General features: G+C 60.1%; 23 protein-coding genes. 6 read left to right on the top strand and 17 right to left on the bottom strand.

Going from position 1 to position 26672, the window contains the following annotated elements; translation table 11 throughout:
- The 8 genes from GO988_RS13655 to folB form a co-directional block, all read right to left on the bottom strand.
- Window positions 1–2595, bottom strand: a complete 2595-nt coding sequence (locus tag GO988_RS13655; RefSeq protein WP_157566353.1) for a DUF5916 domain-containing protein — start codon at window positions 2593–2595, stop codon at window positions 1–3.
- 218 nt (window positions 2596–2813) lie between these two features.
- Complete coding sequence (locus GO988_RS13650; RefSeq protein ID WP_157566351.1) at window positions 2814–3680, bottom strand: DUF4097 family beta strand repeat-containing protein; 867 nt, start codon at window positions 3678–3680, stop codon at window positions 2814–2816.
- A gap of 114 nt (window positions 3681–3794) precedes the next feature.
- Window positions 3795–4586, bottom strand: coding sequence for a DUF4097 family beta strand repeat-containing protein (locus GO988_RS13645; protein WP_157566349.1), 792 nt, complete (start codon window positions 4584–4586; stop codon window positions 3795–3797).
- Window positions 4587–4725: 139 nt separating this feature from the next.
- Entirely contained in the window at window positions 4726–5607 is an 882-nt protein-coding gene (locus tag GO988_RS13640; protein WP_157566347.1) for a HEAT repeat domain-containing protein, read from the bottom strand.
- A gap of 40 nt (window positions 5608–5647) precedes the next feature.
- Window positions 5648–6199, bottom strand: coding sequence for an RNA polymerase sigma factor (locus GO988_RS13635; protein WP_198172723.1), 552 nt, complete (start codon window positions 6197–6199; stop codon window positions 5648–5650).
- A 192-nt stretch (window positions 6200–6391) separates the two neighbouring features.
- The gene (locus GO988_RS13630) at window positions 6392–8806 is read right to left on the bottom strand and encodes a M56 family metallopeptidase (protein WP_157566343.1); all 2415 of its coding nucleotides are present in this window, start codon (window positions 8804–8806) and stop codon (window positions 6392–6394) included.
- Window positions 8784–9212, bottom strand: a complete 429-nt coding sequence (locus GO988_RS13625; RefSeq protein ID WP_157566341.1) for a BlaI/MecI/CopY family transcriptional regulator — start codon at window positions 9210–9212, stop codon at window positions 8784–8786. Before GO988_RS13625 ends, GO988_RS13630 begins: the two co-directional genes overlap by 23 nt.
- 357 nt (window positions 9213–9569) lie before the next feature.
- On the bottom strand, window positions 9570–9929 hold the full coding sequence (folB, locus tag GO988_RS13620; protein ID WP_157567310.1) for a dihydroneopterin aldolase: 360 nt from the start codon (window positions 9927–9929) through the stop codon (window positions 9570–9572).
- A 180-nt stretch (window positions 9930–10109) separates the two neighbouring features.
- On the opposite strand from folB, the gene GO988_RS13615 reads away from it, so the two are divergent.
- Both GO988_RS13615 and GO988_RS13610 read left to right on the top strand, forming a co-directional pair.
- The gene (locus GO988_RS13615) at window positions 10110–10487 is read left to right on the top strand and encodes a cupin domain-containing protein (RefSeq protein WP_157566339.1); all 378 of its coding nucleotides are present in this window, start codon (window positions 10110–10112) and stop codon (window positions 10485–10487) included.
- 16 nt (window positions 10488–10503) lie between these two features.
- Window positions 10504–11295 (top strand): SDR family oxidoreductase, encoded by a 792-nt coding sequence (locus tag GO988_RS13610; protein WP_157566337.1) that lies wholly within the window; start codon window positions 10504–10506, stop codon window positions 11293–11295.
- A gap of 132 nt (window positions 11296–11427) precedes the next feature.
- Here the strand turns inward: GO988_RS13610 and GO988_RS13605 are convergent, their stop codons facing one another.
- The 3 genes from GO988_RS13605 to GO988_RS13595 form a co-directional block, all read right to left on the bottom strand.
- A complete protein-coding gene (locus tag GO988_RS13605; protein WP_198172721.1) occupies window positions 11428–13176 on the bottom strand; it encodes an FG-GAP-like repeat-containing protein in 1749 nt (582 codons plus the stop codon).
- A 544-nt stretch (window positions 13177–13720) separates the two neighbouring features.
- Window positions 13721–14731, bottom strand: coding sequence for a DivIVA domain-containing protein (locus GO988_RS13600; protein WP_157566334.1), 1011 nt, complete (start codon window positions 14729–14731; stop codon window positions 13721–13723).
- Between the two features lie 107 nt (window positions 14732–14838).
- The gene (locus tag GO988_RS13595) at window positions 14839–15780 is read right to left on the bottom strand and encodes a WD40 repeat domain-containing protein (RefSeq protein WP_157566332.1); all 942 of its coding nucleotides are present in this window, start codon (window positions 15778–15780) and stop codon (window positions 14839–14841) included.
- A 77-nt stretch (window positions 15781–15857) separates the two neighbouring features.
- Between GO988_RS13595 and GO988_RS13590 the strand changes: the two genes are divergently transcribed.
- Window positions 15858–16562, top strand: a complete 705-nt coding sequence (locus tag GO988_RS13590; protein ID WP_157566329.1) for a 4'-phosphopantetheinyl transferase family protein — start codon at window positions 15858–15860, stop codon at window positions 16560–16562.
- Window positions 16563–16613: 51 nt separating this feature from the next.
- A complete protein-coding gene (locus tag GO988_RS13585) occupies window positions 16614–17180 on the top strand; it encodes a thioredoxin domain-containing protein (protein ID WP_157566327.1) in 567 nt (188 codons plus the stop codon).
- A gap of 86 nt (window positions 17181–17266) precedes the next feature.
- On the opposite strand, the gene GO988_RS13580 is transcribed toward GO988_RS13585, so the two are convergent.
- The gene (locus GO988_RS13580; RefSeq protein ID WP_157566325.1) at window positions 17267–18130 is read right to left on the bottom strand and encodes a transglutaminase-like domain-containing protein; all 864 of its coding nucleotides are present in this window, start codon (window positions 18128–18130) and stop codon (window positions 17267–17269) included.
- Window positions 18131–18265: 135 nt separating this feature from the next.
- The gene (gene poxB / locus GO988_RS13575) at window positions 18266–19993 is read right to left on the bottom strand and encodes a ubiquinone-dependent pyruvate dehydrogenase (protein ID WP_157566323.1); all 1728 of its coding nucleotides are present in this window, start codon (window positions 19991–19993) and stop codon (window positions 18266–18268) included.
- A 254-nt stretch (window positions 19994–20247) separates the two neighbouring features.
- On the opposite strand from poxB, the gene GO988_RS13570 reads away from it, so the two are divergent.
- A complete protein-coding gene (locus tag GO988_RS13570) occupies window positions 20248–21567 on the top strand; it encodes a family 1 glycosylhydrolase (protein ID WP_157566321.1) in 1320 nt (439 codons plus the stop codon).
- 77 nt (window positions 21568–21644) lie between these two features.
- Complete coding sequence (locus GO988_RS13565) at window positions 21645–22382, top strand: SDR family NAD(P)-dependent oxidoreductase (protein WP_157566319.1); 738 nt, start codon at window positions 21645–21647, stop codon at window positions 22380–22382.
- A gap of 48 nt (window positions 22383–22430) precedes the next feature.
- On the opposite strand, the gene GO988_RS13560 is transcribed toward GO988_RS13565, so the two are convergent.
- The 4 genes from GO988_RS13560 to GO988_RS13545 all read right to left on the bottom strand — a co-directional run bounded on the left by GO988_RS13560 (window position 22431) and on the right by GO988_RS13545 (window position 26582).
- A complete protein-coding gene (locus GO988_RS13560; protein WP_157566317.1) occupies window positions 22431–23216 on the bottom strand; it encodes a DUF2490 domain-containing protein in 786 nt (261 codons plus the stop codon).
- A gap of 289 nt (window positions 23217–23505) precedes the next feature.
- Window positions 23506–23823 (bottom strand): hypothetical protein, encoded by a 318-nt coding sequence (locus GO988_RS13555; RefSeq protein WP_157566314.1) that lies wholly within the window; start codon window positions 23821–23823, stop codon window positions 23506–23508.
- A 26-nt stretch (window positions 23824–23849) separates the two neighbouring features.
- On the bottom strand, window positions 23850–25478 hold the full coding sequence (locus tag GO988_RS13550) for an acyl-CoA carboxylase subunit beta (RefSeq protein ID WP_157566312.1): 1629 nt from the start codon (window positions 25476–25478) through the stop codon (window positions 23850–23852).
- Between the two features lie 93 nt (window positions 25479–25571).
- Window positions 25572–26582: an MlaD family protein gene (locus tag GO988_RS13545; protein ID WP_157566310.1), complete on the bottom strand. Its 1011-nt coding sequence runs from the start codon at window positions 26580–26582 to the stop codon at window positions 25572–25574.
- Window positions 26583–26672 lie beyond the last annotated feature (90 nt).

The raw sequence follows: 26672 nt of genomic DNA, 5'->3' as shown, positions 1-26672 counted from the left end.
CTACCCCCGCCGGGGCCGCAGGGTGAGGTAGTCGAGGTAGTAGAGCACCTTTACCGACACGTTGTTATTGTGCGGGGTGTTGAGGGTGTTGGTGAGGTTGTCGAAGTAGAGGGGGGTAGCCTCGTTGGCCTCCAGGAACGTCGCTTGGGCGTTTTTCCACACCAAGCTCACCTGCGAGCCGGGCGCAAACCACCACACCAGAGCCGCGTCCACGTTGAAGGCGTTGTAGCTATTGTCGTGGTTGCGCTGGTAGCCGGGCAGGGCTGTTTCGGTAGTTTTGGGTTCGAGGCGGGCGAAGTCGTAGTAGTGCACCGTGCTCACGTAGTGCCGCGTGCGCATCGTAAACGACAGGCGGTTGGTAAACGTGTAGTTGATGGCCAGCGTATTGGTGAGCGTCAGCACGTTGCGGCGGCCCAGCAGCACATCGCTACCCAAGATGTAGCGGTAAAGCTGGTCCTGCGGATACACGTCGTTGAAGCCGTCGTTCACGTAGCCTACCTGGTTCACTTTCAAGGAGTAGTCAAACGTGTAGCGAAAGTTCAGCTTGTCATTCACGCGGTAGCGCGGGCTCAGCGTCACACCGTAACCGGCGCGGCGCGGGCGGTCGGCCAGCCGGTCGTCCACGGCGTAGAGCCGGATGCCGGCGTTGACGTCGTAGGCTAGCTTTTTGCGGTAGTCCGACGATACAAACGTGCCCAGATTGACGCTGCCCGGCACGCGCACCGCGTAGGTGCCCAGCGGGTAAGTGCGCGGCTCGTAGAAGTCGTTTTTGGCGGGGTCCACGTTCAGGTTGAAGCCCGTGGTGATAAAGCTCTTGGTGAATGTGGTATTGGCGCTGCTGTAAAAGCCGTAGTTCTGGTACAGCAATGGCTTGAACAACAGCGAGTGGTAGATACCAGCCGAGGTGTAGAGGTTGTTCACCTTCCAAAACTGCTCGTACTTGTTGTAGTTCACGTTCACCGACTGGCTCACGTTGTTGTTGCCGAACAGGATGCCCAAGTCGTTGGGGTTGTAAGTATCCGACTCGATGCCGTGGTCCACGTTCCAAGTGAAATTGCCCGAAATTTTGCCGTAGTTAAGGTAGTATTTGTAGCCGTTCTGGTCGTCAATCTTGGCCTCCGAGTTTAGCGTTTGGCCGCGCCGCTGCGAGTAATTAAGTTGCCCGCTGAAGGCGTATTTGTTCTTCTTATCCACGAGGCGAAACAGGCCAGCCGTCACATTGGCGTCGTAGGTGCTGCCCGCGCGCGTTACGTTGGTATTTATCAGCGACACGTACGAATTGTGGGGTAGGCTCTGGTCGAGCACCACAATGTTGTAATTGGTTAGCGGCTGGGTCATTACCTGGCGCTGCTGGCCGCTGGCCGAGTCCTGCACCGTGGCGTAGCTAGCCGCCGACACGGCATTGAACACCCCTATTCCCAGCCCTTTGCTAGTGCGGCCCGACACCTTGGTGGCGTTCAGCAAGCGCGTCACGCCGGGGTTTTGGTACACAAACTCGCCCTTAGCTAGCTGCCCACTTACGTCGCCAAAACCCAGCGGCTGCGCCCCTACCCTGCGCGAATAAAACAAGCCACCCTTGTTGAACAGCTCGGTGCCTTCGGTGAAAAACGCCCGGTTTTCCTGGTACTGCACCTCAAAGGGCGACAGGTTAAGCACTTGGTTATCACTGATGGTTTGCCCAAAATCCGGAATCAGGATGGCGTCCAGGGTAAAGCTCTCGTTGATGCCCCACTTGATGTCGGCCCCCGCGTTGAAGCTGGTACTCGTATTGCGCTTGCCCTGCTCGTTGTAGGGGTAGTGGTTGATGTAGCTGCTCACGTAGGGGGTAAGCGAAAGGCGCAGCGGCGGGTGCAGGTTTTCGAGCCCCGTGAGCTCGCCCCACTGGTTCACGAAGCCATCGACCTCGGGCCGCACGGGGTTCCAGGTAAACTGCTGGTTGTCTGCTTTGCGCTGCCGGAAGAACTGCATACCCCAGGTTTGAACCGGCGCTTGCGCAAAGCGGATGGCCGAGTACGGAATCCGGATTTCGACGCTCCAGCCCTTGCCGTCGGGCAGCAGGGCTACCCGGCTGTCCCATACGGCGTTCCAAGCGCCGTCTTCGCCGTTGGCGGGCGAGTAGCGGCAGTCGAACTGCACGCCGGTGCTCATTACAAAAAAGCCGTAGCCGTTGAGGTGGTCGCGGTAGGGGTCCAGGAAAAAGGCAAAAAAATCGGTATTGCCAATGTTGTCGCGCTGGGTTAGCTCGCGCTTGATGCTATCGGGACTGGCTTCTACTAGCTTGGCACCCACATACATGGCGGCATCGTCGTAAAGCACGCGCACCTCAGTGGGCAGGCGCTCGGTGGGGCCGGGATGGGGCCGAAACTGGGTAAACTGGCTCGCTACTGGGGCGTTGGCCCAAGCCGCATCGTCGAGCACACCGTCGAGCTTAATGGGGGTAGGCGTGCGCTGGGCGGCCAGCTGGCGGCGCGCCACTGCCGGCGCGGCGGGGGTAGGCCCCGGTTTTTTTTGGGCAGCCACGGGCTGGGCCCAGCTCAGGCAAAGACAGCTCAGCAGCAGGCCCAGGAGGCTGCGCTTGGCTAGTAAAAAGAACATGATGGGTGGGTGAATAAACGTGCGACAGGGCCATAGACACCGGGTTTAGCTCGACCGTTGTCTGGCGTTCTAAGTTTTTTGCAGCGGTTCTTGCGCGGGGGGCGGCACGTACCCCCACTCAGGAACCGTTGCCGCAGTAGGTGGCGTAGCGGCTGGGCGCACCCGGCCGGGGCTGCTGGCCGCAGCCCTTCGTTCTGGGCCCTACCCCCGCTCCGTGGCTAGGGCTGCTTTCGAAAAAACACGTCGCCGCTCACCGACTCGAGCTTCACAAAGGGGCCCGTGCCGGTGCCGTAGCTGCCGTGCAGTTGGTAGCCCACGTAGCTGTGCTCCTTCAAGTTGCTGAACGTCACGGCCGGGTCGGCATACACTTCACCAGTGATGGTTTTCAGGCTCAGCTCGACGCCTTTGGCAGGCGGCCAGCTCAGGTCCACGTTGCCGCTCACGGAGGTAGCCTCCACGGCGCTGCTGCTCAAGTTGCTCAGCTTCACGTCGCCGCTCACGCTGCGCGCCGTTACAGCTCCGGTGAGGGCACTTAGCAAGATGCTGCCGCTCACCGTTTTGGCCGTGATGGTACCATTCAGCCCGCTCAAATCCAAGTCGCCGCTAATGGTGTTGATGCGCAACGCCGTGCCGGTGGGCAGCGTCACGTCGTAGTCCACCTTCAGGCAGTAGCTATACTCGCCCTTGTGGTAGCTGAGGGTCGGCCGCAGGCCCCCCGTCCGGCTAGAGCGGGTGTAGCCGCCGTGCACACCACCGCCCGAGTTGTTGCGGCTCCCCCCCTCACAGTCGCCCTCGTAGTGCGTTTGGCGCAGCTTCTCTTCGTCGAGCTTCTCCACCACGCTTAGCTCAGTGCCGGGCTGCAAAACCAGGCTGTATAAGTCGTTATTCTGGTTATCGTTGATGCTCACGCGGGCTTGCACGCTCAGCCCCGCGCCCGGCCGCACCCGAATGGTGTGCGCAAATTTTAAGTCCAAAAATACCCCTTGCCCAGCGGCTAGGCTGGCGGTTTGGGTAACGAGGCGCTGCGCCAGCGCGGGGGCCAGGCTGCCAAGCAGCAACAGAGTAGCAAGTAGAAAGCGAAACATCTTGAATGAGCTAAAGAGGTGAGATACTGAGTAAAAATCACTACCGCAAAGCGGCCGTTGCGCAGAAGCAGACGCGTTGCGCGCACCGCCTCCACAGCAGCTTTACACCCTCATTTACTTTGATTTACGTACATAAATGTCGCCGCTAATCGTTTTGAGCGAGAACGTGGCACCGCCGCCGTTGGCACGGCCTTCCACGGTTTGGCCGCCCACGTGGCGCAGGCCGCCTTCACTACCCAGGTGGAGGTCAAAATCGGTGTAGATTTCACCCGAAATTGAGCGCATCGATAGGCTGACCTTGGAACTGGTGGGTAGGGTCACATCCACGTCGCCGCTCACCGACGAGATGGCGCTGGGCTGCGTCGGCGTGGCACTAAACTGCACCTTTATGTCGCCGCTGATGGTGTTGGCCACCACCGGCCCACTCACGTTCAGCAATCGAATATCCCCCGACTTAAGGCTTACCTCAATGCGCCCGGCCAGGTCGCGCATCGTCAGGTCGTCGGAGCCACCCCAGGTAGCTTGCTCAAACGAGATATTGGTTTGGCGCGGCAGCCGCACCGTATAGCGGTCGTCGCCGTGCACCATGCCCGACACCCGGATGGTATTGTCGCTGGCCGGCGTCACGGACAGCCCCAGGCGGGTATTGTCGGAGGCACCGCCGCTGTAAATGGGTCGCAAGCCGGTAGTGAGGGCGGAGGCGGGCGGCGTCTCGTAGTGGCCCGAGCCCCGGATAATGAGCTCGTCGCCGTCGTAGCCCTCCACCGTCACGTCGCTGCCGCGCATGTCGAGCACTACTTTTCGGTTTTGCGTGCTGGCAAATTTCTGTTTGTACTCCTGCGCCCGCAGCTGCGCTGGCAGGGTTAGCCCGAGGGCAAATAGCGGAATTAATGCGTATTTTTTCATGATAAAGGAAGACAAGAAGGGAAAGCAATGGCCTCTAAAACGCAGTGGCACTGCGCCTCCCCACCCGCGGCCAGCGCTTGAGGTGGGTTTACTAGAAGCGAAGTGCCACTTCGCTTCGTAGGTAAGTAAGTTGTTGTTTCTAAATCAATTGCCCCAGGCCGCTTTCGGCTTGCTGGCGCACGGCGGGCAGCGCTTCGGGCTTTTGGGCCAGCTCTTCGAGCTGCGGCACGGCGCGCTTTTCGCGCAGCGTCACCAGCACTTCGATAAGGGTAATCTGCACGTTAGGGTCCGTTTGCAGGGGTAGGGCTTCGACCAGCGCCGGGCCCACGCGCGGGTCGGCCCGCAGGCGAAACAGGGCATCGCAGGCCGCGAGGCGCACGTTGGGATTGGGGTCGGTGTCGAGGGTATGAATGAGCGTGAGCACAGCGGGGTCGTTGGGCTCGACCACCATGGCCGGCGCCTGGCTCACCAGCTGCAAGCGCTGGCTAGCCGAAGCCGGCTGCTGCCGCGCCGCCGCCAGCCGCATCGACAGCGTAGGTTGTGGCGGCGCCGTTTGGGCCAGCTGCTGGCCCAGCTGGCCGCCGCGCAGCAACAAACCCAGCACCGCCCCAATGGCCACCAGCGCCACGCTAGCCGCTATGCGCAGCCACTGCTGGGTGGCAGCCCGCGGCCCCACCGCCACCGCAGGGGCAGCCGGCGCGGCGGCAAGTGGCTGCCCACCCCGCGCGGCCCGCATGCCGCTGGGCGAAGCTGCGGCCAGCTTCGCCTTTTCTTCCTCCAGCATAGCCAAAAAGTTATCGCGCAGGGCCAACGGCGGCAGCTCGGGGGGTAGAGCGTCGAGGTCGTTGAAGAGCGTGCGCAGTTCGGCAAGCTCGGCCTGGCAGGCTGGGCAAGCCGGTAAGTGGGCGGCCAGGTGCGCCACCTCAGCCGGCAGCACCTGGCCGTCGGCCAGGTCGGGCAGCCAAGGCTGCAAGGCAGCGCAGGCTGGGTCGGTGAGGTGGGAGTTGCTAGCGGAGGGCATGATTATAATGATTGATTATTAACGAGTAGGTAGTAGTACGTTAGCTTAAATAAATCTTACGAAGCGCATCCAGCGCGCGGTGGGCTTTAACGCGGGCCGCGCCGGCCGAGCAACCTAGCTGCTCGCCGATTTCGGCGTAGTCGAAGCCCTGGAAGCGGTGCAGCACCAGCACTTCGCGCTGGGCGGCGGGCAGCAGGGCCAGGGCTTCTTGTAAGGCCTGCTGCTGGTCGGTGGCGGCGCGCTGGGCCTGGGCGGCGCGGCCATGGCTAGCGGTTTTTTCCACTTCTTCCAGGTCGGCGGTGGGGCGCTGGCGCTGGTAGTGGTCGGCCCACACGTGGCGGGCCATTTGATAGACCCAGGCCCGGAAGGGCTGGCCTGGCTGGTAGCTGGCGCGGTAGCGCAGCACCCGCATAAACACGTTCTGGGTCAAATCCTGGGCCAAGTCGCGGTCGCCATTGGCCAGGCGGGCCAGGAAGCCAAACAGGGGGCCCTGGTAGCGCTCAAACAGCCCGGTTAGCTGGTCGAGGTCGCCGGCCTGCACCTGGGTCATCAGGGCTTCATCGCTGAAAGTAGTAGCGGTGGCAAGCGACATACGGGGGGTAGCAAAAGGGCCAGGAGAAGCGGGGTTTGTAGGGAGTACCGGCGGCGTAGTCATTCGTTACAGCGAGGTTACAATTATTTTAAAATAAAGCCCACGGCCCAGCGCACCGGGCACAAAAAAGCGGGCCAGCCATCTGCGTTTCAGATAACCAGCCCGCTCACTAAAGCAGCAGAAATCAGCTACTTACCGCTCGTCTACCGATATTTTAAAATTTGACTTCGTTTTTCCTTTGCCCTTGCTTGCGGGCTGGTTTAGCAGCTGGCGGTATTTCGCCACCTGGGCCGGGGTAAGGTCTTGGTCGTTCACGCGGCCGCCCTGGTCGTTCAGCTCAAACGAGAAATGCTTTTCGTCCTTTAGCAGGCCATCGCGGCGCAGCTCGTCGCGCAGCCGGGCCGTGTTGGGGGAGGCGGGGGGTGCCGGGGGGGTAGGGCCCTGCGGCGGCAGGGGTGCTAGCGGAGCCATGGGCATTCGTGGGGCGCGGGGTGCCCGCGGCGGGCGGGGGGGCGTCGGTAGGCGGGTACTGCGGCCTTCCAGCGCCCGCAGCTCGGCGGCATCGGCGGCAATGCGGGCGCGCAGCTCGGCGCGGCGCCCGGCTGTTTCGGCGCGGCCCGCAGCCCGGTCAGCTCGCTCGGCATCTCGGTCCGCTTGGGCGGCGTCGCGGTCGGCCTGCTCGGCATCCCGGTCCGCTTGGGCAGCGGCTCGGTCGGCAGCGCGGGCGGCGGCCTCATCGGCCAGGGCGCGGTCAGTCTGGTCAAATTTCAACTTCCCGCCGCGCTTGTTGTATTCGATGTGAAAGCGCGGCTGGGCCGAATAAGTGGCGCCGGCACCGTTAAGATTGAGGCGGAATTCCCGAACCTCGCGCCCATTTTTAAGCAGGCGCACTTTGGCATTTTCTTTATCCAGCTTGCGCATTTCCTTCTCGATTTCCTGACGCTGCTCCGCGTTGAGGTCGGGGCTGCGCAAGGCGTCGGCTAAGCCCCGGCGAGCGGCGAGCGCCGCCTGGTTGGCTATTTCATCCGTCGAAAAATCGAAGCTGAACGAATTGATTTCGGGGCGCTCGATTGGCTCCAAACGTTCGAGCCTTTCCAGGCGCTCGGGGCGCTCTAACTGGCCAGGCACGCGCACTACTTCTACGGTACGCACCTTTTTGTTGCGCTTAGCTTTCTTGCCCGAAACTTCGGTTTCGACGGGTTGCCCGTCTACGAGCAGGTTCACCACACGGCCTTTTTTATCCTTTTCAATTACTACGGTGCTGGCTTGGCCGCGACGCGGCCGCCCCTGCTGCAACCGGTACAGGCGGGCCGGGCGGCCGTCATCGCCGGTTACTTCCACGCGCACGTTTTTTTCCATCTGCACGGGCGTATCAGTCAGCACAGGCTGGGGGGGTAGGGCTGGCGTGGCCGGGCCGGCCACGGCCTGCTGCCGGGCTGTATCGGCCGGGCTACTGGCCAGCGGGGCAGTTTGCTGTGGGGCAGGAGTTTGCTCGGGGCGCGCCGCCAGCACTACCCCCATGCTCAGGCCCAGCAAGCCCAGCAGCGTAAGCAGGCCGGCCAGTAGCCGCTCGCTTACGGTAGGCGCCTGGGGCCGGCCCAGGGCCAGCCGCCGCACCCGCGCCAGCAGCGAGCCGCGGCCCCCTACCCCGGCCGCGGCTAGGGCCAGGCGGGGGGCCGGCTGCGCGGCCACTTCCAGCTCGGCCAAAGCGGCCAGGGCGCGGGCCACCCGCAGGCGGTCGCCGCCGCAGAGGGCAGCGGCCTGGTCGTCGCAGCAGTTTTCGCGCTCGGCACGCAGGCAGCCCGCCATAAACCACACGGCCGGGTGGTAGAAAAACAGCACTTCGGCCACTGCCAAGCCCAGGTTAAGCAGGTAGTCGCGGCGCACAATGTGCGCTAGCTCGTGGGCCAGCAAGGCCTCTAGCAAAGCCGGGCTCAGGCCCGCCACGGCGCCTAGCGGCAGCAGTATCACAGGCCGCAGGTGGCCCAGCACCAGCGGCCCCGCTACCCGCGCCGATTCTAGCAAGGCTACTGGCCGCCGCACGCCGGCGCGGTGCGCCAGCGCCGCTAGGCGCTGCTGCCACTCGGCGCCCAGTGCCTGGGTGCCGGCCCAGCGCAGCCGGTTGGCCACCAGCAGGCCACCCGCCAGCCGGCCGCTCATAAGCAGCAGGCCCAGCAACCAGGCTACCACTACTATGGGTAGGTAAGCATCTACTAGTGCGCTATTTGCTTGCAGCCAAGCCCACGACGCAGCCAGGCCAGCAGGCGAAGCGGCCGGGCTAACCACGGCGGCCGCCAGCGGCGCCAGGGCTGCCGAGGTGGGGCTGGCCGCACTTACCCCGGCCACGGCTGGGGCGGCCACTACTGCGGCGGGCGTGCTTTGGCAGTAAATTCCGAACGTTAGCCCCACGGCCACCACCAGGCTGGCCAGCATGCTCGCCGCCACGGCGTAGCGCACTTCGGCGCGCTGCCGGCGTAGCAGCGGCAGCGCGCCGGCCAGCAGCAGTGCCAGCACGCCGCCCTGCCACAGCGAGTGCAGCAGCGCGTACCCTACCCCCCGCACCAGCGCGGGCGAATCTAATTCTCTAAGCAACGGGAGCGTCGTCATCGGCGGGAGAAGTGGATTGGTTAGCGTTTTGAATTTCAATGTCGTTGAGCAGGCGGCGAATCTGGGCCAGCTCGTCGGCCGAGGTGTGGCGGTTGCCCAGGGCCTGCATCACCAGCTTCAAGGCCGAGCCGCCAAACGTGGCTGCCACAAACTTATCGAGCAGCAGCCCCTGGGTGTCCTGCTCGCGCACGGCCGCCCGGTAAATGTGGCTGCGGCCTTCGTCGTCGCGCTGCACCAGGCCCTTTTCCAGCATCAACTGCATGATTTTGAGCGTGGTGGTATAGCCTACTTCGCGGTGCTGGCTAAGCTGCTCGTTCACGGTGCGCACGGTGGTGGGGCCGTGCTGCCACAGCACGTGCAGAATTTCCAGCTCGGAGTCCGTGGGTTTGGGGGGCGCCTTGGGCATGAGAAAAGCGAAAAAAGTTTCATACGAATTATTTCGTATGCCAAAGATTGTACGACAACCTTCGTAGTTGCAAAAGCAATGTACGAATTAAATCGTATATTAAGTCAATGGGTTGATTTACAGGCAAATTATTTTACAGGCTGTAATAAATGCAGCGTAGATTTTAGCTTGCCTAGCAAAAGAGGTTACCTCCTAGGGTTTATAGCCAGTAGCCGAGAAGATGTTACCCTTTGATAGTAGGCCGTCATGCTTCAGTATGTTCAGCATGGCGGCCTTTCAGATACTGTCTTGTCTGAGTCAATATAAGTAGACTGTCACTGAATACACTGTACTTCAGATAACTGAGCGCCTACTCCCCTATTTGCGCTTGCGCACCAGCGTCACGCGCGCGCGGTGGCAGATGCCGCCCAGCGGCGGGTTGAATTTTGACACGCTCACCTGCGCCCGTCGCACCTGCGGAAACTCCGTCATGAGGCGGTCGAGCACACGGTGCGCGAGGTGCTCCAGCAGGCGGGCGGGGCGCTGCATTTCTTCGAGCACCACCCGGTAGAGAATTTCATAGTTGACGGTTTCAGCCAGCTTATCGGTGGCGCCGGCGGCGTGCAGGTCGGTTTTGAGGTGCAGGTCGACGCCATACTTATTGCCGATTTTTTGCTCCTCGTCGTAGTAGCCGTGGAAGGCAAAAAACTCTAGTCCTTCGAGTGCGATTTGGCCCATGGGTGCATTGGTAAGTTGAATGAAAAAGAAGTGCGTGGGCGCCGCCGGGTGCTGAGGCAGCGCCGACCGGCGGCAGTCGGCCCGCGCAAAGGTGCGCGGCAAATGTTGCCCTGGCCCTACCCCCCGCTGGCCGCATTAGCACGCGCGCACCTAATTTGGGCCTTTCAAACTCACTTCCCCATGGACCCTACCCCCCAGGCTACCCTGCACCGCTGGAACGACATCCCAGTCGACCAGCTTTCCGACACGATTGGCCGCCGCCTCATCACCGGCAACGACATGATGCTGGCCCACGTTTACTTGAAAAAGGGCGCTATTGTGCCTCGCCATTTTCATGTAAATGAGCAAATTACCTATATTCTAGAAGGCGCGCTGCGCTTCCAGATAGGAGAGGGAGAAGGGGAGGAAATCATTGTGCGTGCCGGTGAAGTGCTGCACATTCCGTCCAATGTGCCGCACGCCGCCGAAGCGCTCGAAGACACGCTTGATGTAGATATTTTTAGCCCGCCCCGCCAAGACTGGCTCGACGGCAGCGACGCGTACCTCCGCCAAAAATAGCCCTGCCCTCACCTTTATGAACCTCGGAATAAAAGGCAAAATCGCGCTGGTAGCGGCCGCCAGCAAGGGGCTCGGCCGCGCCGTAGCCGAAGAATTAGCGGCCGAAGGCGCTTCCCTAGTGCTCTGCGCCCGCGGCGACGAAGAACTGCAAAAGACCTGCGCCGCCATTGAGGCGGCGACCGGCGCCGCGGTGCTCGGCGTAGCCGCCGACCTCGCTACCCCCGCCGGCGTGGCCCACGTAACCCAGGCTGCGTTGGCGCACTTTGGGCGGGTCGATATCTTGGTCACCAATGCCGGTGGGCCACCCGCCGGCACGTTCGAGCAGCACAGCGCCGAAACCTGGGACCAGGCTACCAAGCTCTTGCTAACCAGCGTGGTAGAGCTGACCCGCGCCGTGCTGCCCGGCATGAAGGAGCGCGGCTGGGGCCGCATTCTCAATATTACTTCCATCGCCGTGAAGCAGCCGGTAGCGGGCCTCATGCTGTCGAATAGTCTGCGGGCGGCCGTCACGGGCTTTGCGCGCACGCTGGCCACGGAGGTAGCGCCGTTTGGCGTCACGGTTAATAATATCTTGCCTGGCTACACCCGTACCGACCGCGTTGAGCACCTGGCCCAGGCCACCGCTACCCGCGAAAATATTAGCACCGCCGAAGCCACTGCCCGCTGGACGGCCGAAATCCCGATGCGGCGCCTCGGCGAGCCCGCCGAATTTGCCGCCTTGGCGGCTTTTCTATGCTCGGCCCGCGCCAGCTACATCACCGCCAGCTCGGTGGCCGTAGACGGTGGCTGGATTAAGTCGCTGCTGTAATCTGTATTGCAAACTTGCTGTATGCAAACACATTTCGCTACGGCCTAAGAGTACGACGGAGGGGGGTAGGGCGCACTGCTTAGTCAGTGCGCCCTACCCCCCTCCGTTTTCTTTTGTTATCAGCCGCCGAGGCTACAGTAGCAAACTCACCTTTTTATTCAGGCAGTGCCCATTGGCTAGCATCAGGGTAAGGTGGTAGATACCCGGCGCCAGGCTAGCGGTAGCTACCGGCATTTGGTTGGCGCCGAGCTGTACATCCACGTGCTGTTGCTGCACCAAGCGGCCCAAGGCATCGGTGAGGGTAAGCGCAGCGGTTTGTGCATCACTAGCTAAGTAGCTGATTACAAACATACCGTCGGTGCTGGGATTGGGGTATACGCTTAGCTCCTCGAGCGCCGGGGGCGGAGTTGCCACCAGCACAACGTCCATATTCAAGCGCACGCTGATGGTGCTGCTGCGCCCATTGCTAGTCACTATATCCAGCTTGCCGTCGCCATCCATGTCGCCGAGCGCCAGGCCGTAAGCGCCTTGCTCTACCCCCACCTCCTGGCCGGCGCTGAAGCTACCAGTGCCGTCGTTGCGGCGCACACTCACCTTGTTGCTGATTTCGTCGGTGGCCAGCAGGTCGAGGTCGCCATCGCCATCTACATCGGCCGCAACTATGTTGAAAGCGCCTTGCCCCAGGGGTACTTCTAGCTTTCCGCCAAAGGTGCCGCGGCCATCGTTGAGGCGCACACTCGAAGTGCTGCTGGTGAAAGCGCCCTGCGGATTAGCAAAATCGTAGTAGTTGGCGGTGGCCAAATCGAGGTCGCCGTCCCCATCCAGGTCGGCCAGCACCACAGCTTGCGTGTTGAAGCCAATGGGCACCTCTTGCGTACCCGAAAACTGCCCGGCCCCGTTGTTGAGGCGCACGCTGGCCTTGGTGGTATTAGAGCTGGCCGTTACAAAATCAAGGTCGCCGTCGTTGTCTACGTCGCCCACAGCGATATTGATAGGGCGCGGGGCTACCTCCACATTTTGACTCAGGATGAAGCTGGGCTGGGGGCTGGCGCCATCGTTGAGCAGCACGCTCACCGTGCTGCTGGTGCTGCTGCGGTCGTCGGTGTAAAACGCCAGCAGCACATCCAGCCGCCCATCGCCGTTCACATCGCCTACGGCCAAGCCATGCGGGTTTTTGCCGTCGCCCGCTAGCTCGTAGCCAGTGCTAAAGTCGCCCTGCCCGTTGTTGAAGCGCACGCTGAGCTGGCCCGTTAGGTCAGCGCTATTGGCCGAAAGCAAATCCAGGTCACCATCACTGTCAAGGTCGGCCAGCACTACCTGGAACGGCCCGCGCCCCACTAGCACTTCCTGGCTACCCCCCAAAACGCCGTGGCCATCGTTGCGGCGCACGCTGATGGTGCCGCCGCTCGGAGGGTTACTTAAGTTATTAGCCGTCAACACGTCCAGGTCGCCATCGCCGTCTATGTCACCCACCGTCACGCCCGTGGGGTCAAGGCCTACCGGCAAGTCGGAGCCCCCACCAAAAGTACCCAGGCTCGGGGCCGTAGCCGTCGTAAACTGAAAGACCTGCGGCTTGAGCAGGTTTTGGGTTTCGCTGCTGTTTTGCACCGCCGAGGTGAGGGTAACAAAGACCGTTTCGCCGGCCCCAAACGCTGCATTAGGCGTCTTGGTCAATGTATTACCGCTCACCGTAGCCGGGCCCGCTTGCTGGCCGCCCACCTGCTGGCTGAATATTTTTAGGGCCTGGCGGGTAGCAAGGCTGGTGCCTATCGGCTGGTCGAAACTGATGGTAACGGGAGTAGCACGCGGCACGGCAACCGCGTTGCGCAGCGGTAGCAACCCCGTCACAACCGGCCCTTGGGCAGCCACAGCACCAGCCATTAAGGTTAGGCACCCTGCTAGCCAACTAGTGCGTGAAGCATAAGAGCATGTAAAAGTAAATAAATTCATAATGGCAAAAAGCAGCAGTCAGCTGCTGGCAGGGTGGAAAAAAGGTATACTTCTGACTTTTATAAAAGCTACTATCCCAAAACTATCAAAATTCATTCCATAAGATTCAATTTACTCTTGGCATCCTTATATCGTGGGTCACCCCCTATCTGTTGCCTAATTAATATTTCTACCCTAGCATATACAGGCTTCACAACGGTTTTGAACCCCTAGCAAGCCAACTTCACTAAACTTAGCGAACCAGCTTTAAAGACGTGCTTACTAGTTTTCAGTCAATAGTATACGACTAGGCTTTCAGCTGTTCTTACCCCCCAACAGCGCAGTGGATAGATATGATTTCACCGCATTTTTAATACACCTAAATAGAGACTTGGTAATTAATTATAGTCTAATAGCACACGAAAAAGCCTTCTTGGACTAGCAGTAGCGTTGACTATTGCTAGCCCAAGAAGGCTTTTTATCTGATAAATCTTTTCTAAATCTCGTCGAAAAAAGATTTCTCGGCTACTGGCTCTTTTGCAGCCTGCATACCAGGGTGGGTTATGGGCTCGGGCTGTTGAATTTCGGGGTAGCTCGGGCCGATGGGCTCAAACTCGGGCCGGGCCGGCTCCACGTAGGGCGAGGGCGAATTGGGCACCTGCTCGGGGCCGGGCTGGTCGATGCGGGGCGGTGGCGCAATGCCGGGGTTTTCAGCTGGCGCATGGGGCCGCTCGATGTCGGGGCCGGGCGCCTGGTCGGGGTTGCGGGGGTCGGGTTGCTGGCCCGGCTTGGGGTTATACGCGCTGGGCGCGGCGCTAAAAGCGGTGGGGGCCGCCGCTACCGACGAGGCAGGCGACGCGGCCGAAAGGCGGGCGGTGGGCGAAGTAACCATGGCAGAGGGAGCGGGGGTAGGTTCGGGCGCGGCCGATTCCTGGGGCCGCTCTATCTGTACGCTAGCTGCCCGCGAAAGGATGGCCGACGCACCATTTTTGGGGCGTGCGTGAGCGCGTTGCGCTTTTTCGAGGGCCTCGGTGGCCAGGCGCTGGAGGTCGCGCACCAGCGTGTCGAGGTGTTGCTCCAGCTGCTGGCACTCTTGGCCCAGGCCAGTTACTTCTTTCTGCATATCGGCCACGGTGGTGGCCGCTTTTTGGTAAGCTTCGTCCACAATAGCGCGGGCACGCAGGCGGGCTTCGGCTAAGGTTTGTTCGGCTAGCAGCTGGGCTTCGCGGCGGCGCAAGTCGGCATCACGTTGGGCCTGTTCGGTGATGGAGTTGCCAGTGTCTTCGGCCGTTTTGAGGGTGCGGTAGAGTGAGCTTTCTACCTCGCGCATTTTTTGCACATCCTGCTGGGCATGGTCGAGCTTGAGGCGCAACTCGCGGTTTTCTTCGCCCATTCGCTCCCACTGCTGCGAAATAGTATTCAGGAAAGCCTGGACTTCGTCTTTATCGACGCCCCGAAAGGACTTTTCAAAGGTTTTCTGCCGAATATCAAGGGCGGTAATTTTCATGGTAGCTAGGAGCTGCTGACTTATAAGTAGTAGCCTGTATTTTAATAAATTAGGGAATAGTAATGGGGCATCAACACCTCTTGTCGCTCGCGGCCAGCTGCCGCGGGCTACGCACTTTCGACCTGCCACACGGCTAGGCTGCGGTCATCGCTACACGAAACTAGCCGATGCTGCCCACCCGGCCAAACCACCTTGTTGACGGAAGTGCCATGGCCCGACGCCCGCGCCTTATCCAGCACCCGCAGCAGGGCCAGGCTGGCCGCATCCCAGAGCTTGATGCTTTTATCGAGCGAGCAAGTGGCCATGTACAGCCCATCGGCGCTGAAAGCCACGTGATTAATGGTGTACATATGCGCTACCACGGCATCGGCAAGGGCATAGTTTTCGGCTACCGCGTAGCGGCGCAGGTGTGCATCGCGGCCGCCCGCCAGCAGCGCCGCGCCATCGGGCGAGTAGGCCACCGTAAAAACCGAGTTGGTCGCGTCGCAGAGCGTTGTCTTTATAGCGAGTGAATCGAGGTCTAAAATGTACGTTTGCCAGTCGGAGCTACCTACGGCTAGTTCGCCACGCCCTTCGTGCAAGGCTAGGCAGCGCAGGCTTTTTTGGCTAAGGCGCAGCAGGTGTTCGAGGCGAAAATCGAGGCCGCGCAGCACGGCCAGTGTGCCATCGGCCAGGGCGCAGTATAGGCGCTGGCGGCTTTCGGAGTACACCAGGTCGAAGATGGCAACGGGGGGTAGGGCCGTGGCGTAGGCCAGCGTTTTGCTCTGCAAATCAATGGCCTGCACGCCCTGAAAGTTGTGGCCTAGCAGCAGCAAGCCCCGCGTAGGCAGCTCGTGCAGGGCATACACCGAGTTCTCGACCCGCGCCAGTAGCTCGCCATCCTGCGCGGGGTTGGCGGCATTCCAGGCTACCACCATGCCATCGGCACTGCCCGAGAAAACCTGGTCGGAGCCGGCCCGGCCGGCTAGCGCGTACACCGCATCGCGGTGCCCGGCCAGCGTGCCAAGGCGGTGCGCAGTGGGGCGGGGCGAAGGGGTAGTTGGCAGCATAGCAAAAGCAGGGGGGAGGAAACGCCCGTCAAAGGTCGGGCAGCGCGGGCACTACCTTCGCGCCCGCGTCCTTATTTATGCCTTTTCACCTGCTCCAACCCCTGCCCGGCGGAGCCACGCTCGGCCTTTGGCACCTCACCGAAGCGCCGGCCGACCTCTGGCCCCAGTTAGCCGATGCGCCTACCTACGCGCCGCTGCTGCCCGCCCGCGCCGATGGTCCGCGCCAGGCGCAGTGGCTGGCTGGCCGGCTGCTGGTGCAGCACTTGCTGCGCACCGCAGCGCCGGGCCAACCCCTACCCCTTTTGCACAACGACACGCACGGCCGGCCTTTTTTAGTCGGTACTGGGTCGGTGGCGGCGGTATCGCTGTCGCATTCCGGCAACTGGGTGGCGGCCTTGCTGGCCCCACCCGGCGCGGCCGTTGGCGTCGATGTGGAGCTAGTGCGCGACAAAGCACAGCGCATTGCTCGCAAATTTTTGAATAACCCTGAACTAGCTGCTGTCGAACAGCTTACAGCACCCAGCGCCGTATCCCCTACCCTCGCCCCGGAGCTATACAGCCTGCTCTGGAGCGCCAAGGAAACGCTATTTAAGCTGGCTAACCGGCGCGGCATCATCTTCCGCGACAACCTATTGCTGGACCTGCCGCCCGGCCCTTGGCCCGCGGCCGGCGAGCTGCCCGCTACGCTTCAGCTAACCGGATGCAACTCCCGGCACCAGATTTGTTATCTTCGGCCAGCAGCGGGCTACGTTCTCACTTACTGCTACCAAATAGCTTTGTAGCAATCTTCTAGTCCTTAATCCCTACCCATTCGATTCTTCTTTACTTATCTAATGTCTTTTCGCAAATTCCCGTTGTTTTTGGCGGCGGCCCTGCTAGTGGCAACCGTTACTTTCGGCATCGCGCGGGCTCAGAGCGGCACCGTGAGCGATTTTACCGTGCAGAAAAGTGGCGGGGGTAGCGCCTCGCTCAGCGCTTACGCTGGCCAAAAGGCTGTGGTCGTGGTGTTTGTCAACCCGGCCTGCGCCTTTACCCGGCTCTACCAAGAGCGTCTGTCGGCTCTCAACAGCGCCTATAGTGGCCGCGGCGTGCAGTTTATGTTCATCAACGTGCCCATCAACCTCGATGCGGCCGAGGGCAGCGGCGCCTCGCTGGCCACCTTTACCGATGAGGGGGCGGCCAGCGCTGCCCTCGGCGTAAGCAAAACCACCGAAGCCGTGGTGCTCCAGCCGGCAAGTGGCTCGTTTGCGGTGCGCTACCGGGGCGCCATCGACGATAACCCCCAGGTAGCCAGCGGCGTGCAGCAGCACTACTTGCAGCAGGTGCTCGATAACATTCTAGCGGGCCGCGCGGCGGGCGTGGTTGATAAGCGGGCGGCCGGCTGCCTTATCAAGCGGTAAAACCGCGGACGACAAACCAACAAAAAGAACGTCATGCTTCGCTTGGCTCAGCATGACGTTCTTTTTGACTCCCTTAGACGTGGCTGCTACTCTTCATCGTCCTCATCATTCGCGGGCTCTTCGGTAAGGATGGTTAGTAGCTGGCCCACCTCCTCGGCTTTGGCAGGTTCTTGCAGCTTCTCAAAGCCAACTTGCAGGTTGCGCATGGCACGGCGCACAATATCGAGGTGCGAGCAGGGCTGGTAGAAGCTCTCCTGCGAAGTGATGCCGAGCTGACCCACATAGTGCTCAATATCAGCGCGCGACAGCACCACGCCCCGGTTGTAGCAATTGATGTAGAAGCTCAGCGGCTGGTCAGCCAACTGGTAGGTGAGCACGAACAGATTAGGCAAATTCACCCCAAAAACCGGCAAATCGAGCCGCTGGGCCACTAACAGGTAGATGACGCAGAGCGTGAGCGGGTTGCCGCGCTTCGACTCAATCACGCGCTGCAACATGGAGTTGGCCGGCGAGTGAAAGTGCTGGGTGTTGGCCGAAAACTTGTGGTTGCGAAAAATAACGTGGTTGAGCACCCGCACTTGGTCGGCGGGGTGCATTTCGGAACGCAGCAGCGTCCACGCCTCGAAGCGGAGCTGCTCGATGGCCCGGTTGAGGGCCTGTAAATCAGCGTCGGGGTACTGGTAAGAATTCAGTAGCCACATACCCTCCAGCAAATCCTGGGCGCCGGCATCGCGCCACACGCGCAGGCGTTGCTTCAACCCCTCAAACTGTAGCTGATGAATCAGGTCTTCCAGGCGTTGCTGCTGCTGCGGGTCGAGGGTCTCTTCCCACGATTCTTCTAGAAAAGGGATAATGGCCTCGCCCATATTCTGAATTTCGCCTTGGATTTGCGGCGCAATTTCGGGGTCATCCAGCAGGGAAATGAGGGCTTTTATTTCGTTGGTCGTCATGTACGCAAATTCGGCCCCGTAGCGGGTGGCAGGGCTTAATCCAACACACGCAAAGCGCCTTTTTGTTCAGTAAAAATGTCGAGCAGGCGCCCAAAAAGTCCCTACCCGGCATTTAATGCGCAAACGCTTTGGCTGCTAACGGAATAAATTTGCCTTGGCCAATTCCACCAATTCATCGCCGCGGCCGTTCATCAGGGCTTTCAGCGCATACATACTAAAGCCTTTGGCCTGAGCCACTTCAATATGCGGCGGCATGCTCAGCTCCTGGCGCTTCACGATGGCATCGACGACCACGGGGCCGTCGTGAGCTAGGGCTTGGCGCAGCACACTTTCTAGCTGGGCTGGGTCGTGCACCTGGTAGCCGGTGATGCCCGCCGCTTCGGCCAGCTGGCCAAAGTTGGGGTTGTCGAGCTGGGTGCCGTATTCGAGGGTGCCGGCGGCTTTCATCTCCAGCTCCACAAAGCCGTACGCGCTGTTATTGAAGATAATAACCTTGACGGGTACCTTCAATTGGCGCAACGTGAGCAGCTCACTCAGCAGCATGGCAAAGCCGCCATCGCCGCACAGCGCCACCACCTGCCGGCCGGGGTTGGCCAGGGCCGCGCCGATGGCCTGCGAGAGTGCGCCGGCCATGCTGCCGTGCACAAACGAGCCAATGAGCCGGCGCCGGCCGTTCATGTGCAGGTAGCGCGCCGCCCAGATGGTAGGCGTGCCCACATCGCAGGTAAAAATGGCGTCTTCGGCAGCTAGCTCGTCGAGCAGGCGCGCCACGTGTGGCGGGTGCAGGCTGGTATCGCCGGCGTCGCCGGTAGCCAGGTCGGCCAGGTGCTGCTCGTCGTGCTGGTGGCGCTCCTGGGCGGCTTGCAAGTGCGCCGAATCGGTACGAGGTCTTAGCTGGGGTAGCAGTTGGTGGAGGGTTTCGATTACGCTGCCGTGCAGGCCAACTTCCACCCGGGTACGGCGGCCGAGGTGCTCGGGGCGCAGGTCAATCTGCACTACCCGCGCCTCCTCCGGAAAAAACTGCCGGTAGGGAAAGTCAGTCCCCAGCATCAGGATGGCGTCGGCGTCCATGAGGGCGTGGTAGCCGGCGGGCATCCCCAATAGGCCTGTTAGGCCCACATCAAAAGGGTTATTGGGCTCGACGCACTCTTTGCCGCGCAACGCGTGCACTACCGGCGCTTGCAGCGCCTGGGCGGCTTGCAGCAGTTCGGCGTGGGCACCCGAGCACCCAATGCCGGCCAGAATCGTCACCTTGTCGCAAGCGTTGAGCAGCGCGGCAGCCTGGGCTATTTTGTCGGGGGTAGGCACAATGCCGCTGGCCTGGCCCAGCGAGAAAAGGCGCGGCGCGGGGGCTTCGGCTTCCAGGTGCGCCACATCGCCCGGAATGACGACTACCCCTACCCCTCGCAAACCCAGCGCCGCCTGAATGGCGCCTTCTACCATGCGCACGGCCTGCGCGGGCGTGGCAATTACTTCGCAGTAGTGGCTGCACTCGCGAAACAGCCGCTCGGGGTGCGTTTCCTGAAAGTAGCCGGTGCCAATTTCCTCGCTCGGAATTTGGGCGGCGATGGCCAGCACGGGCATGCGGCTGCGGTGGCAGTCGTACAGCCCATTGATGAGGTGGGTGTTGCCCGGCCCACACGAGCCGGCGCACACGGCCAAGCTCCCCGTGAGGTGCGCCTCGGCGCCGGCCGCGAAGGCACCCGCCTCCTCGTGGCGCACCTGAATAAATTCGATGCCTTCGCGGGTGCGAATGGCATCCGTAATGCCATTTAATGAGTCGCCTACCAAGCCGTAGACGCGCTTAACGCCCGCCGCTTGTAGCGTATCGATGATAATATCGGAAACTGTTTTTTTAGACATAAGCTAACTGCTGAAGGGCTTTGGAGTGCCAGGCGGCTGCCTAAGCATACGGCTGCCAAGCCTTCGCGTTGGCCGGGCAATGGCAACTGACCACCTCTCTTCAGCCCAGTTTATGGCCTTCATATAAAGCTCAGCTAATCTTCATAACTACTTCACCAACAAAAGAAAAGCACAAAAATTTCAGCACTCGGCGGGTGGTTTGCGTACTGTGGCAATCCACCCGCGCGGCGCGCCCTACCCTCCTTTTTTGTTATATGCCTGCTCCTCAGTTTCTTTTCGCCACTGGCATTGAAAATAGTAACCCAACCATCCAGAATGGCAAGCTGCGCCAGGATGAGTTGGAGAAGTGCGGCCACTACAAGTTCTGGCAAAAGGACTTCGACCTGGTGCAAGAGTTGGGTATTCAATTTTTGCGCTACGGCCCGCCCATCCACACCACCTGGACGGGGGTAGGGAAATACGACTGGTCGTTTGCCGACGAAACCTTCAATGACTTGCGCCGGCGCAATATTATGCCCATCGTGGACCTGTGCCACTTTGGCGTGCCCGACTGGCTAGGCAACTTCCAAAACCCTGATTTTCCGGAGCTTTTTGGGCAGTATGCCGGGGCGTTTGCGCAGCGCTTCCCGTGGGTGCAACTCTACACGCCGGTAAATGAAATGTACGTTTGCGCCGAGTTTTCGGCTCTTTACGGCTGGTGGAATGAGCAGCTCAGCAGCGACCAGGCCTTCGTGACGGCCCTCAAGCACATTGTGAAGGGCAATGTACTGGCCATGCACGCTATTTCGGCGGTGCGGCCCGATGCGCTATTTATCCAGAGCGAGTCATCAGAATACTTTCACGCCGATAGCCCAGCCGCTATCAAGCCCGCCGAACTGCTCAATGCCAAGCGGTTTCTCTCGCTCGACCTCAACTATGGCCGGCGCGTCGATTCGGATATGTATGAGTACCTGATGGACAGCGGCATGACGCGCGAAGAATACCACTTCTTCTTGGAAAATAACCTCAAGCACCAGTGCATCATGGGCAATGACTATTACAAGACCAATGAGCACCGCGTGCGGCCCGATGGCAGCACCACGGCTTCGGGCGAAATATTTGGTTATCATGTCATTACTACCCAGTACCACGACCGCTACCGCCTGCCCGTAATGCACACTGAAACCAACCTCTGGCAAGGCCCGAAAGGCACGGAGGCCGTGGATTGGCTTTGGAAAGAGTGGGCCAATGTCCTGCGCGTGCGCAACGACGGCGTGCCCATCGTAGGCTTTACTTGGTACTCGCTCATCGACCAGGTGGACTGGGATACTGCATTGCGCGAAAATAATGGCGTCGTGAATCCACTGGGGCTCTACGATTTAAACCGCAACATTCGCCCCGTGGGCGAGGCCTACAAAAAGCTCATTAGCCAGTGGCAGCAGGTGCTACCCGCCCAAAGCATGTGCTTGCAAATGCCGCTGGTGATGCCCAACGAAAGCAACGATGCCTGGGCCCAAAAGAAACGGCTCGACGCGCAGCTAGCGCAAGACGCCCCCATCGCTTCGGCCGATACACCGCTCCAAAGCGCCTCTTAACGTTGCTCGTAGCGCAGCCTTTGCGAGTCCGCTACGAGTAAGCCTGGTTTTTCTTCTTTCACAGCTTACTACCTCCCATGAGATTTCAGGATAAAGTGGTCATTATTACGGGTGGGGCTGGCGGTATTGGCCTAGCCACGGCCAAGCGCCTAGCCTCGGAAGGCGCCCGCATTGTGCTGGCCGACCTCAGCCAGGACAACCTCAACGCCGCCGTGCCCGACGTGCAAAAAGCCGGCGCCCCCGATGTGCTGGGCAGCGTTTGCAACGTGGCTATCGAAGAGCAGGTAATGGCCACGGTGCAGGCTACGTTGGCCAAGTTCGGCCGCCTCGATGTTATCGTCAACAACGCGGGCCTTATGCAGTTTAAGCCCCTCGAAGAGCTGACTGGCGACGACTGGCTGCGCGTGTTGAACGTGGATTTGCTGGGCACTTTTTACTTCACCAAGCAAGCGTTTTTGCATATGAAGCCCGGCGGCGCGGTCGTCAACGTGTCAAGCATCCACGCTATTGCCACCGAGGCACTGGTGGCGCCCTACGCCGCTGCGAAGGCCGCCGTGCTTTCGCTCACGCGCTCGGCCGCCATCGAGGGCAAGCCTAAAGGCCTGCGTATTAACTCGGTGCTGCCCGGCGCCGTCGATACCCCCATGCTCTGGAATAACCCGAACGTGAAGTCGGGGGTAGAGAAAATCAATCCCGACGACGTGGGCAAACCCGAAGATATTGCCGCTGCCATCGCTTACCTCGCCTCCGACGACGCGGCCTTTGTGCAAGGCACTGAGGTGCGCGTAGACGGGGGCAGGCTCGACCATTTGTAGCCCTACCCCACCCGGTAGGGCTCATGCCCGGCTATTGCTTAGAGGTACTTAATCAGGCTGCGAAGGCAGCGATTCCGTGGGCGTATTGGCCGCGCTGCGGTGCGATAGCTTGTAGGTAAAGTTGAGCACCACGTTGTTTTTGGCGGCGGTATTTTGCAGAATAAACTGGCCCTGGGTAGTTTGGTAGTTGTAGTTGGCTTGGTTGACGTAGCCAGCCTGCACAATAATGTGCGGGTTGAACTGATACCCTACCCCCAGGTACACGCGGTTGCGCTCAAATACGGGCCCCTTGGGATTGAGGAAAATCTCGTCGTAAGCCGACAAAAAAGCCGTGCCCGGCGCGATGGTCTTGGCATTGAGGGGTAGGAAGCCATTAAGCCGGTAGCGAAAGCGCTGCCGAAACTCGGTGGCGCCGTCGCGAAATGCCAGCCAGCGCTGCTCGATGCGGTAGCGGTGTTCCAACTTCAGCCGGTGCGAATACTGCGTGAGGGTAAATTGCTCCCACAGGCGTTTCTCCACGTTGAGCGGGCCGGCGCCCAGGTCTTGGTAGTCGGAGGTGGAGTAGCGCCCACCGGCCACCGTCACCGTAAAGTTGGGGTCGATGTCGAAGCTCCCCCCCGCTTTCAGCTCGTTGTAGAAGTAATCGTGAAACACGCCATTGGTGCGCGCCTGCACCTCAGCAAAACCGCCCCACTTATTGCTGGCGCTACCCGGCAGCTGCACCGTGCCTACCAGCCAGCTGCCCCACGGCTGCACAGGGTTTAGGGGCGTTTGGGCCTGGGCCGAGCCGGCGGTTAACAGCACTAGCAAGCCCGCGATAGTAGAAATGCGCATTTGTGAAGCAGCAGCTAACATTTCACTACTGCTTCACAAAGGTACCAAGGCTTGATAGGTAGTATGGGGATAGGGTATATTTCACTAACGCCTAACTAAGCTTGCGTCAGCTCAAGCAAAACCAACAAGCCGTTTATGCCTTACTGACGCAAGTTTAATGCAGCATAACTTGTGCTTTTCTAATCGTGGATGTTGCACCTCGACTGTCGTGCAAGCGGCAAGGCAATACTACGCAGGCAAGCTATCTACCCGCCCTATTACAGCCAGCGATGACATAGATGATTTCATATTATTGCCTATAATATCGGAGATACCTATCCGGATTAATTGTTCGAAACATCTCCTCCCATAGGGGTAGCGCAACAGCAGTTTCCCACGTATCGTCATCAAATATTATCCAGCTATCTGCCCCTTCCAATAGCTGTTTTAACTGCGAAATTGTTTGCTCGTCGATGAATTTATGGCCATAATTAGCCGGTCCATGAAGTATTGTATACCACAGCACATATTCTAAATCTTCCATCCAGCTAGCATGCCATGCTTCCTCTGAGATTTCGCTCATGAAGTTGCTCAACGCTTGCTGTTTTTCATTTAGCCAGTTGCCCATACCTACTAGCCCATACCTACTAATAATCACACTTGAATAACGCCCACATTATACGCCTTTTCAATTGGTGCGTGGTTCGCGGCTGCAATGCCTTCTGAAATAACCTTGCGAGTTTCGAGCGGGTCAATGACCGCGTCGACCCAGAGGCGGGCGGCGGCATAGTAAGGTGATAATTGCTCCTCGTAGCGGGCTTTGATACGGTCAAGTAGTTCCTTTTCAGCTTCGGGGGTAATGACTTCGCCCTTGGCTTTGAGGCTGGCGACTTGAATTTGCAAGAGTGTATTGGCCGCGGCTGCGCCGCTCATTACGGCGAGTTGGGCGCTGGGCCAAGCCACAATGAGGCGCGGGTCGTAGGCCTTGCCGCACATGGCGTAGTTGCCGGCGCCGTAACTGTTGCCAATGATAACGGTGAACTTAGGTACTACGCTGTTGGCCATGGCGTTGACCATCTTCGCGCCATCCTTGATGATGCCGCCCTGCTCGCTCTGGCTACCCACCATAAAGCCCGACACGTCGTGCAAAAACACCAGCGGGATGCGCTTCTGGTTGCAGTTCATGATGAAGCGGGCAGCTTTGTCGGCCGAGTCGGAGTAGATGACGCCGCCCATTTGCATACCCGTTTTCTTCGACTTCACGATTTTGCGTTGGTTGGCCACGATGCCCACTGCCCAGCCATCAATGCGCGCCAGGCCGCAAATGAGCGTTTGGCCATACAGGTCTTTGTAGGGCTCAAATTCCGAATTATCAACCAGCCGGTTGATGATTTCCATCATGTCGTAGGGCTTGGCACGGTCCGACGGTAATTGGCCGTAAAGCTCCTGCTCGGGCAAGGCCGGGGGGGTAGGCGCTTTGCGGCTAAAACCAGCCGTGGGCTGCGCGCCCAGTTTGTCGAAGATGTTGCGGATGTGGGTGAGCGCTTCCTCGTCGGTATCGAACTTATAGTCCGTTACGCCCGATACTTCGGAGTGCATGGCCGCGCCGCCGAGCGCCTCGTTATCAATCGTTTCGCCGATGGCTGACTTTACCAAATACGAGCCGGCCAGGAATACTGACCCGGTGCCGCTCACTATCATGGCCTCGTCGCTCATGATGGGCAGGTAGGCGCCGCCCGCCACGCACGGCCCCATAATGGCCGAAATCTGCACAATGCCCATGCTCGACATCACCGCGTTGTTGCGGAAAATGCGACCGAAGTGCTCCTTATCCGGAAAAATCTCGTCCTGCATGGGCAGGTACACGCCCGCCGAATCAACGAGGTAAATAATAGGCAGCTTGTTTTCAATACTAATTTCCTGGGCTCGCAGGTTCTTTTTGGCGGTGATGGGAAACCAAGCGCCGGCCTTCACGGTGGCATCGTTGGCCACCACGACGCACTGGCGGCCCTGCACGTAGCCGATTACCACCACTACCCCCCCGCCGGGGCAGCCCCCCTCTTCCTGGTACATGCCTTCGCCGGCAAAGGCCCCGATTTCAACCTGGGCCGCGCCCTTATCTAGCAGATAATCGATGCGTTCTCGGGCGGTGAGCTTGCCCTTGGCTTTGTGGGCAGCCAGGCGTTTTTCGCCGCCGCCGAGGGCCACACGCGCCAGCTTTTGGCGCAACTGAAAGGTGAGTTGTTTGAGTTGGTCTTCGTTGCGGTTGAACTCGACGTTCATAACTGTACTAGGGGTGGGTGGGGGTAGGGAGCAAGAAAAAACCCGCCCTTGTGAGGCGGGTTTCAAAGATACGGAGTAGGACAGCCGCCAGCTTTAGCGTACTACGGCGGGCACAGTGCTCACCTGCTTGGTTTCGGTAGTGACGGTGCCGTCGGGGCTTTTGGTGGTTTCCTTTTTGGTTTTATCCTTACCCCCACCAAATACCGAGAAGTGCACGTAGCGCTTCGGGTTTACCTTGAAATCGGTAATCAGGGCATTGGAGCTAGCGGCCGTAGCATTAAGGTTGTTATACAGCAGCGTGTCGTTAATAAGCTTGCCGAGCGAGCCTTTTTGGTCAGTCAGGGCTTTGTTGACGCCGCTCATCGTGGTTTGGGCTTCGGCTAGCGTAGAGTTGAGGCGGCGCAGTGCCGGGCCAACCGGCGCGCTCTTCAGCGAGTCAGAAAGCTGCCCAAAGTTGGTGGCAATGCGGTCGAGCTTGGCCGTGCTCTTGTTGAGGGCCGCGCTCATTTGCGCGAAGTTGCGGGTAATCTGGTTGATGTTGGCCTGGTTGGCGGCAATCAGGCGTTGGAGCGCCTCGGTGCTTTGGCGGGCGCCCACCAGCGTGCCCTGAATGTTGGTTTGGGCATCCTTATTCAAGAAGCCGTTGATGTGCGCCAGCGTAGCGCCCACCGTGTCAAGCACGGGGAGGGCCTTGGCCTGGAAGGCATCGGCGATGCCGATAGCGGTAGTAGTGCGAATAGTTTCGCCGCCGGTGAACTCCTTGCTGTTGCGCCCCAATATCAGCGTAATGGTTTTGGAGCCAAGCAATGAGCCGCTGAGGCCGGCCTTGGTCGAGTCGCCAAGCGTAACGCCCTTAGCTAGTTCCAGCGAAGCCCTAATGTTGTTGCCTTGTTCGGGTTGCAGCTCCAGGTTTTTGACCTGGCCAACCTTGATGCCGTTGAGCACTACGGGCGCCCCCACGTTGAGGCCGTCCACATTCGGGTAAATAGCATAGTAGGTGCGGTCGTTAGAGAGCAAATTACTGCCTCGCAGAAAGTTGAACCCCACGGCCAGGGCTACCAGTGCCACTACGGCCAACAGGCCCACTTTTATTTCTTTAGACACAGGAGAGTAAATTTAAACGGAAGTAAGCCGACTAGAAGATGGTGGGGCCGACCAAAAAGGTTGCGTTGGGCCCGCTTATGCTGCCCTTAA

The organism is Hymenobacter ginkgonis (assembly GCF_009755225.1).
GTDB lineage: Bacteria > Bacteroidota > Bacteroidia > Cytophagales > Hymenobacteraceae > Hymenobacter > Hymenobacter ginkgonis.
The sequence above is the reverse complement of the archived record's forward strand: the minus strand, read 5'-3'. Positions and strand labels throughout refer to the sequence as shown.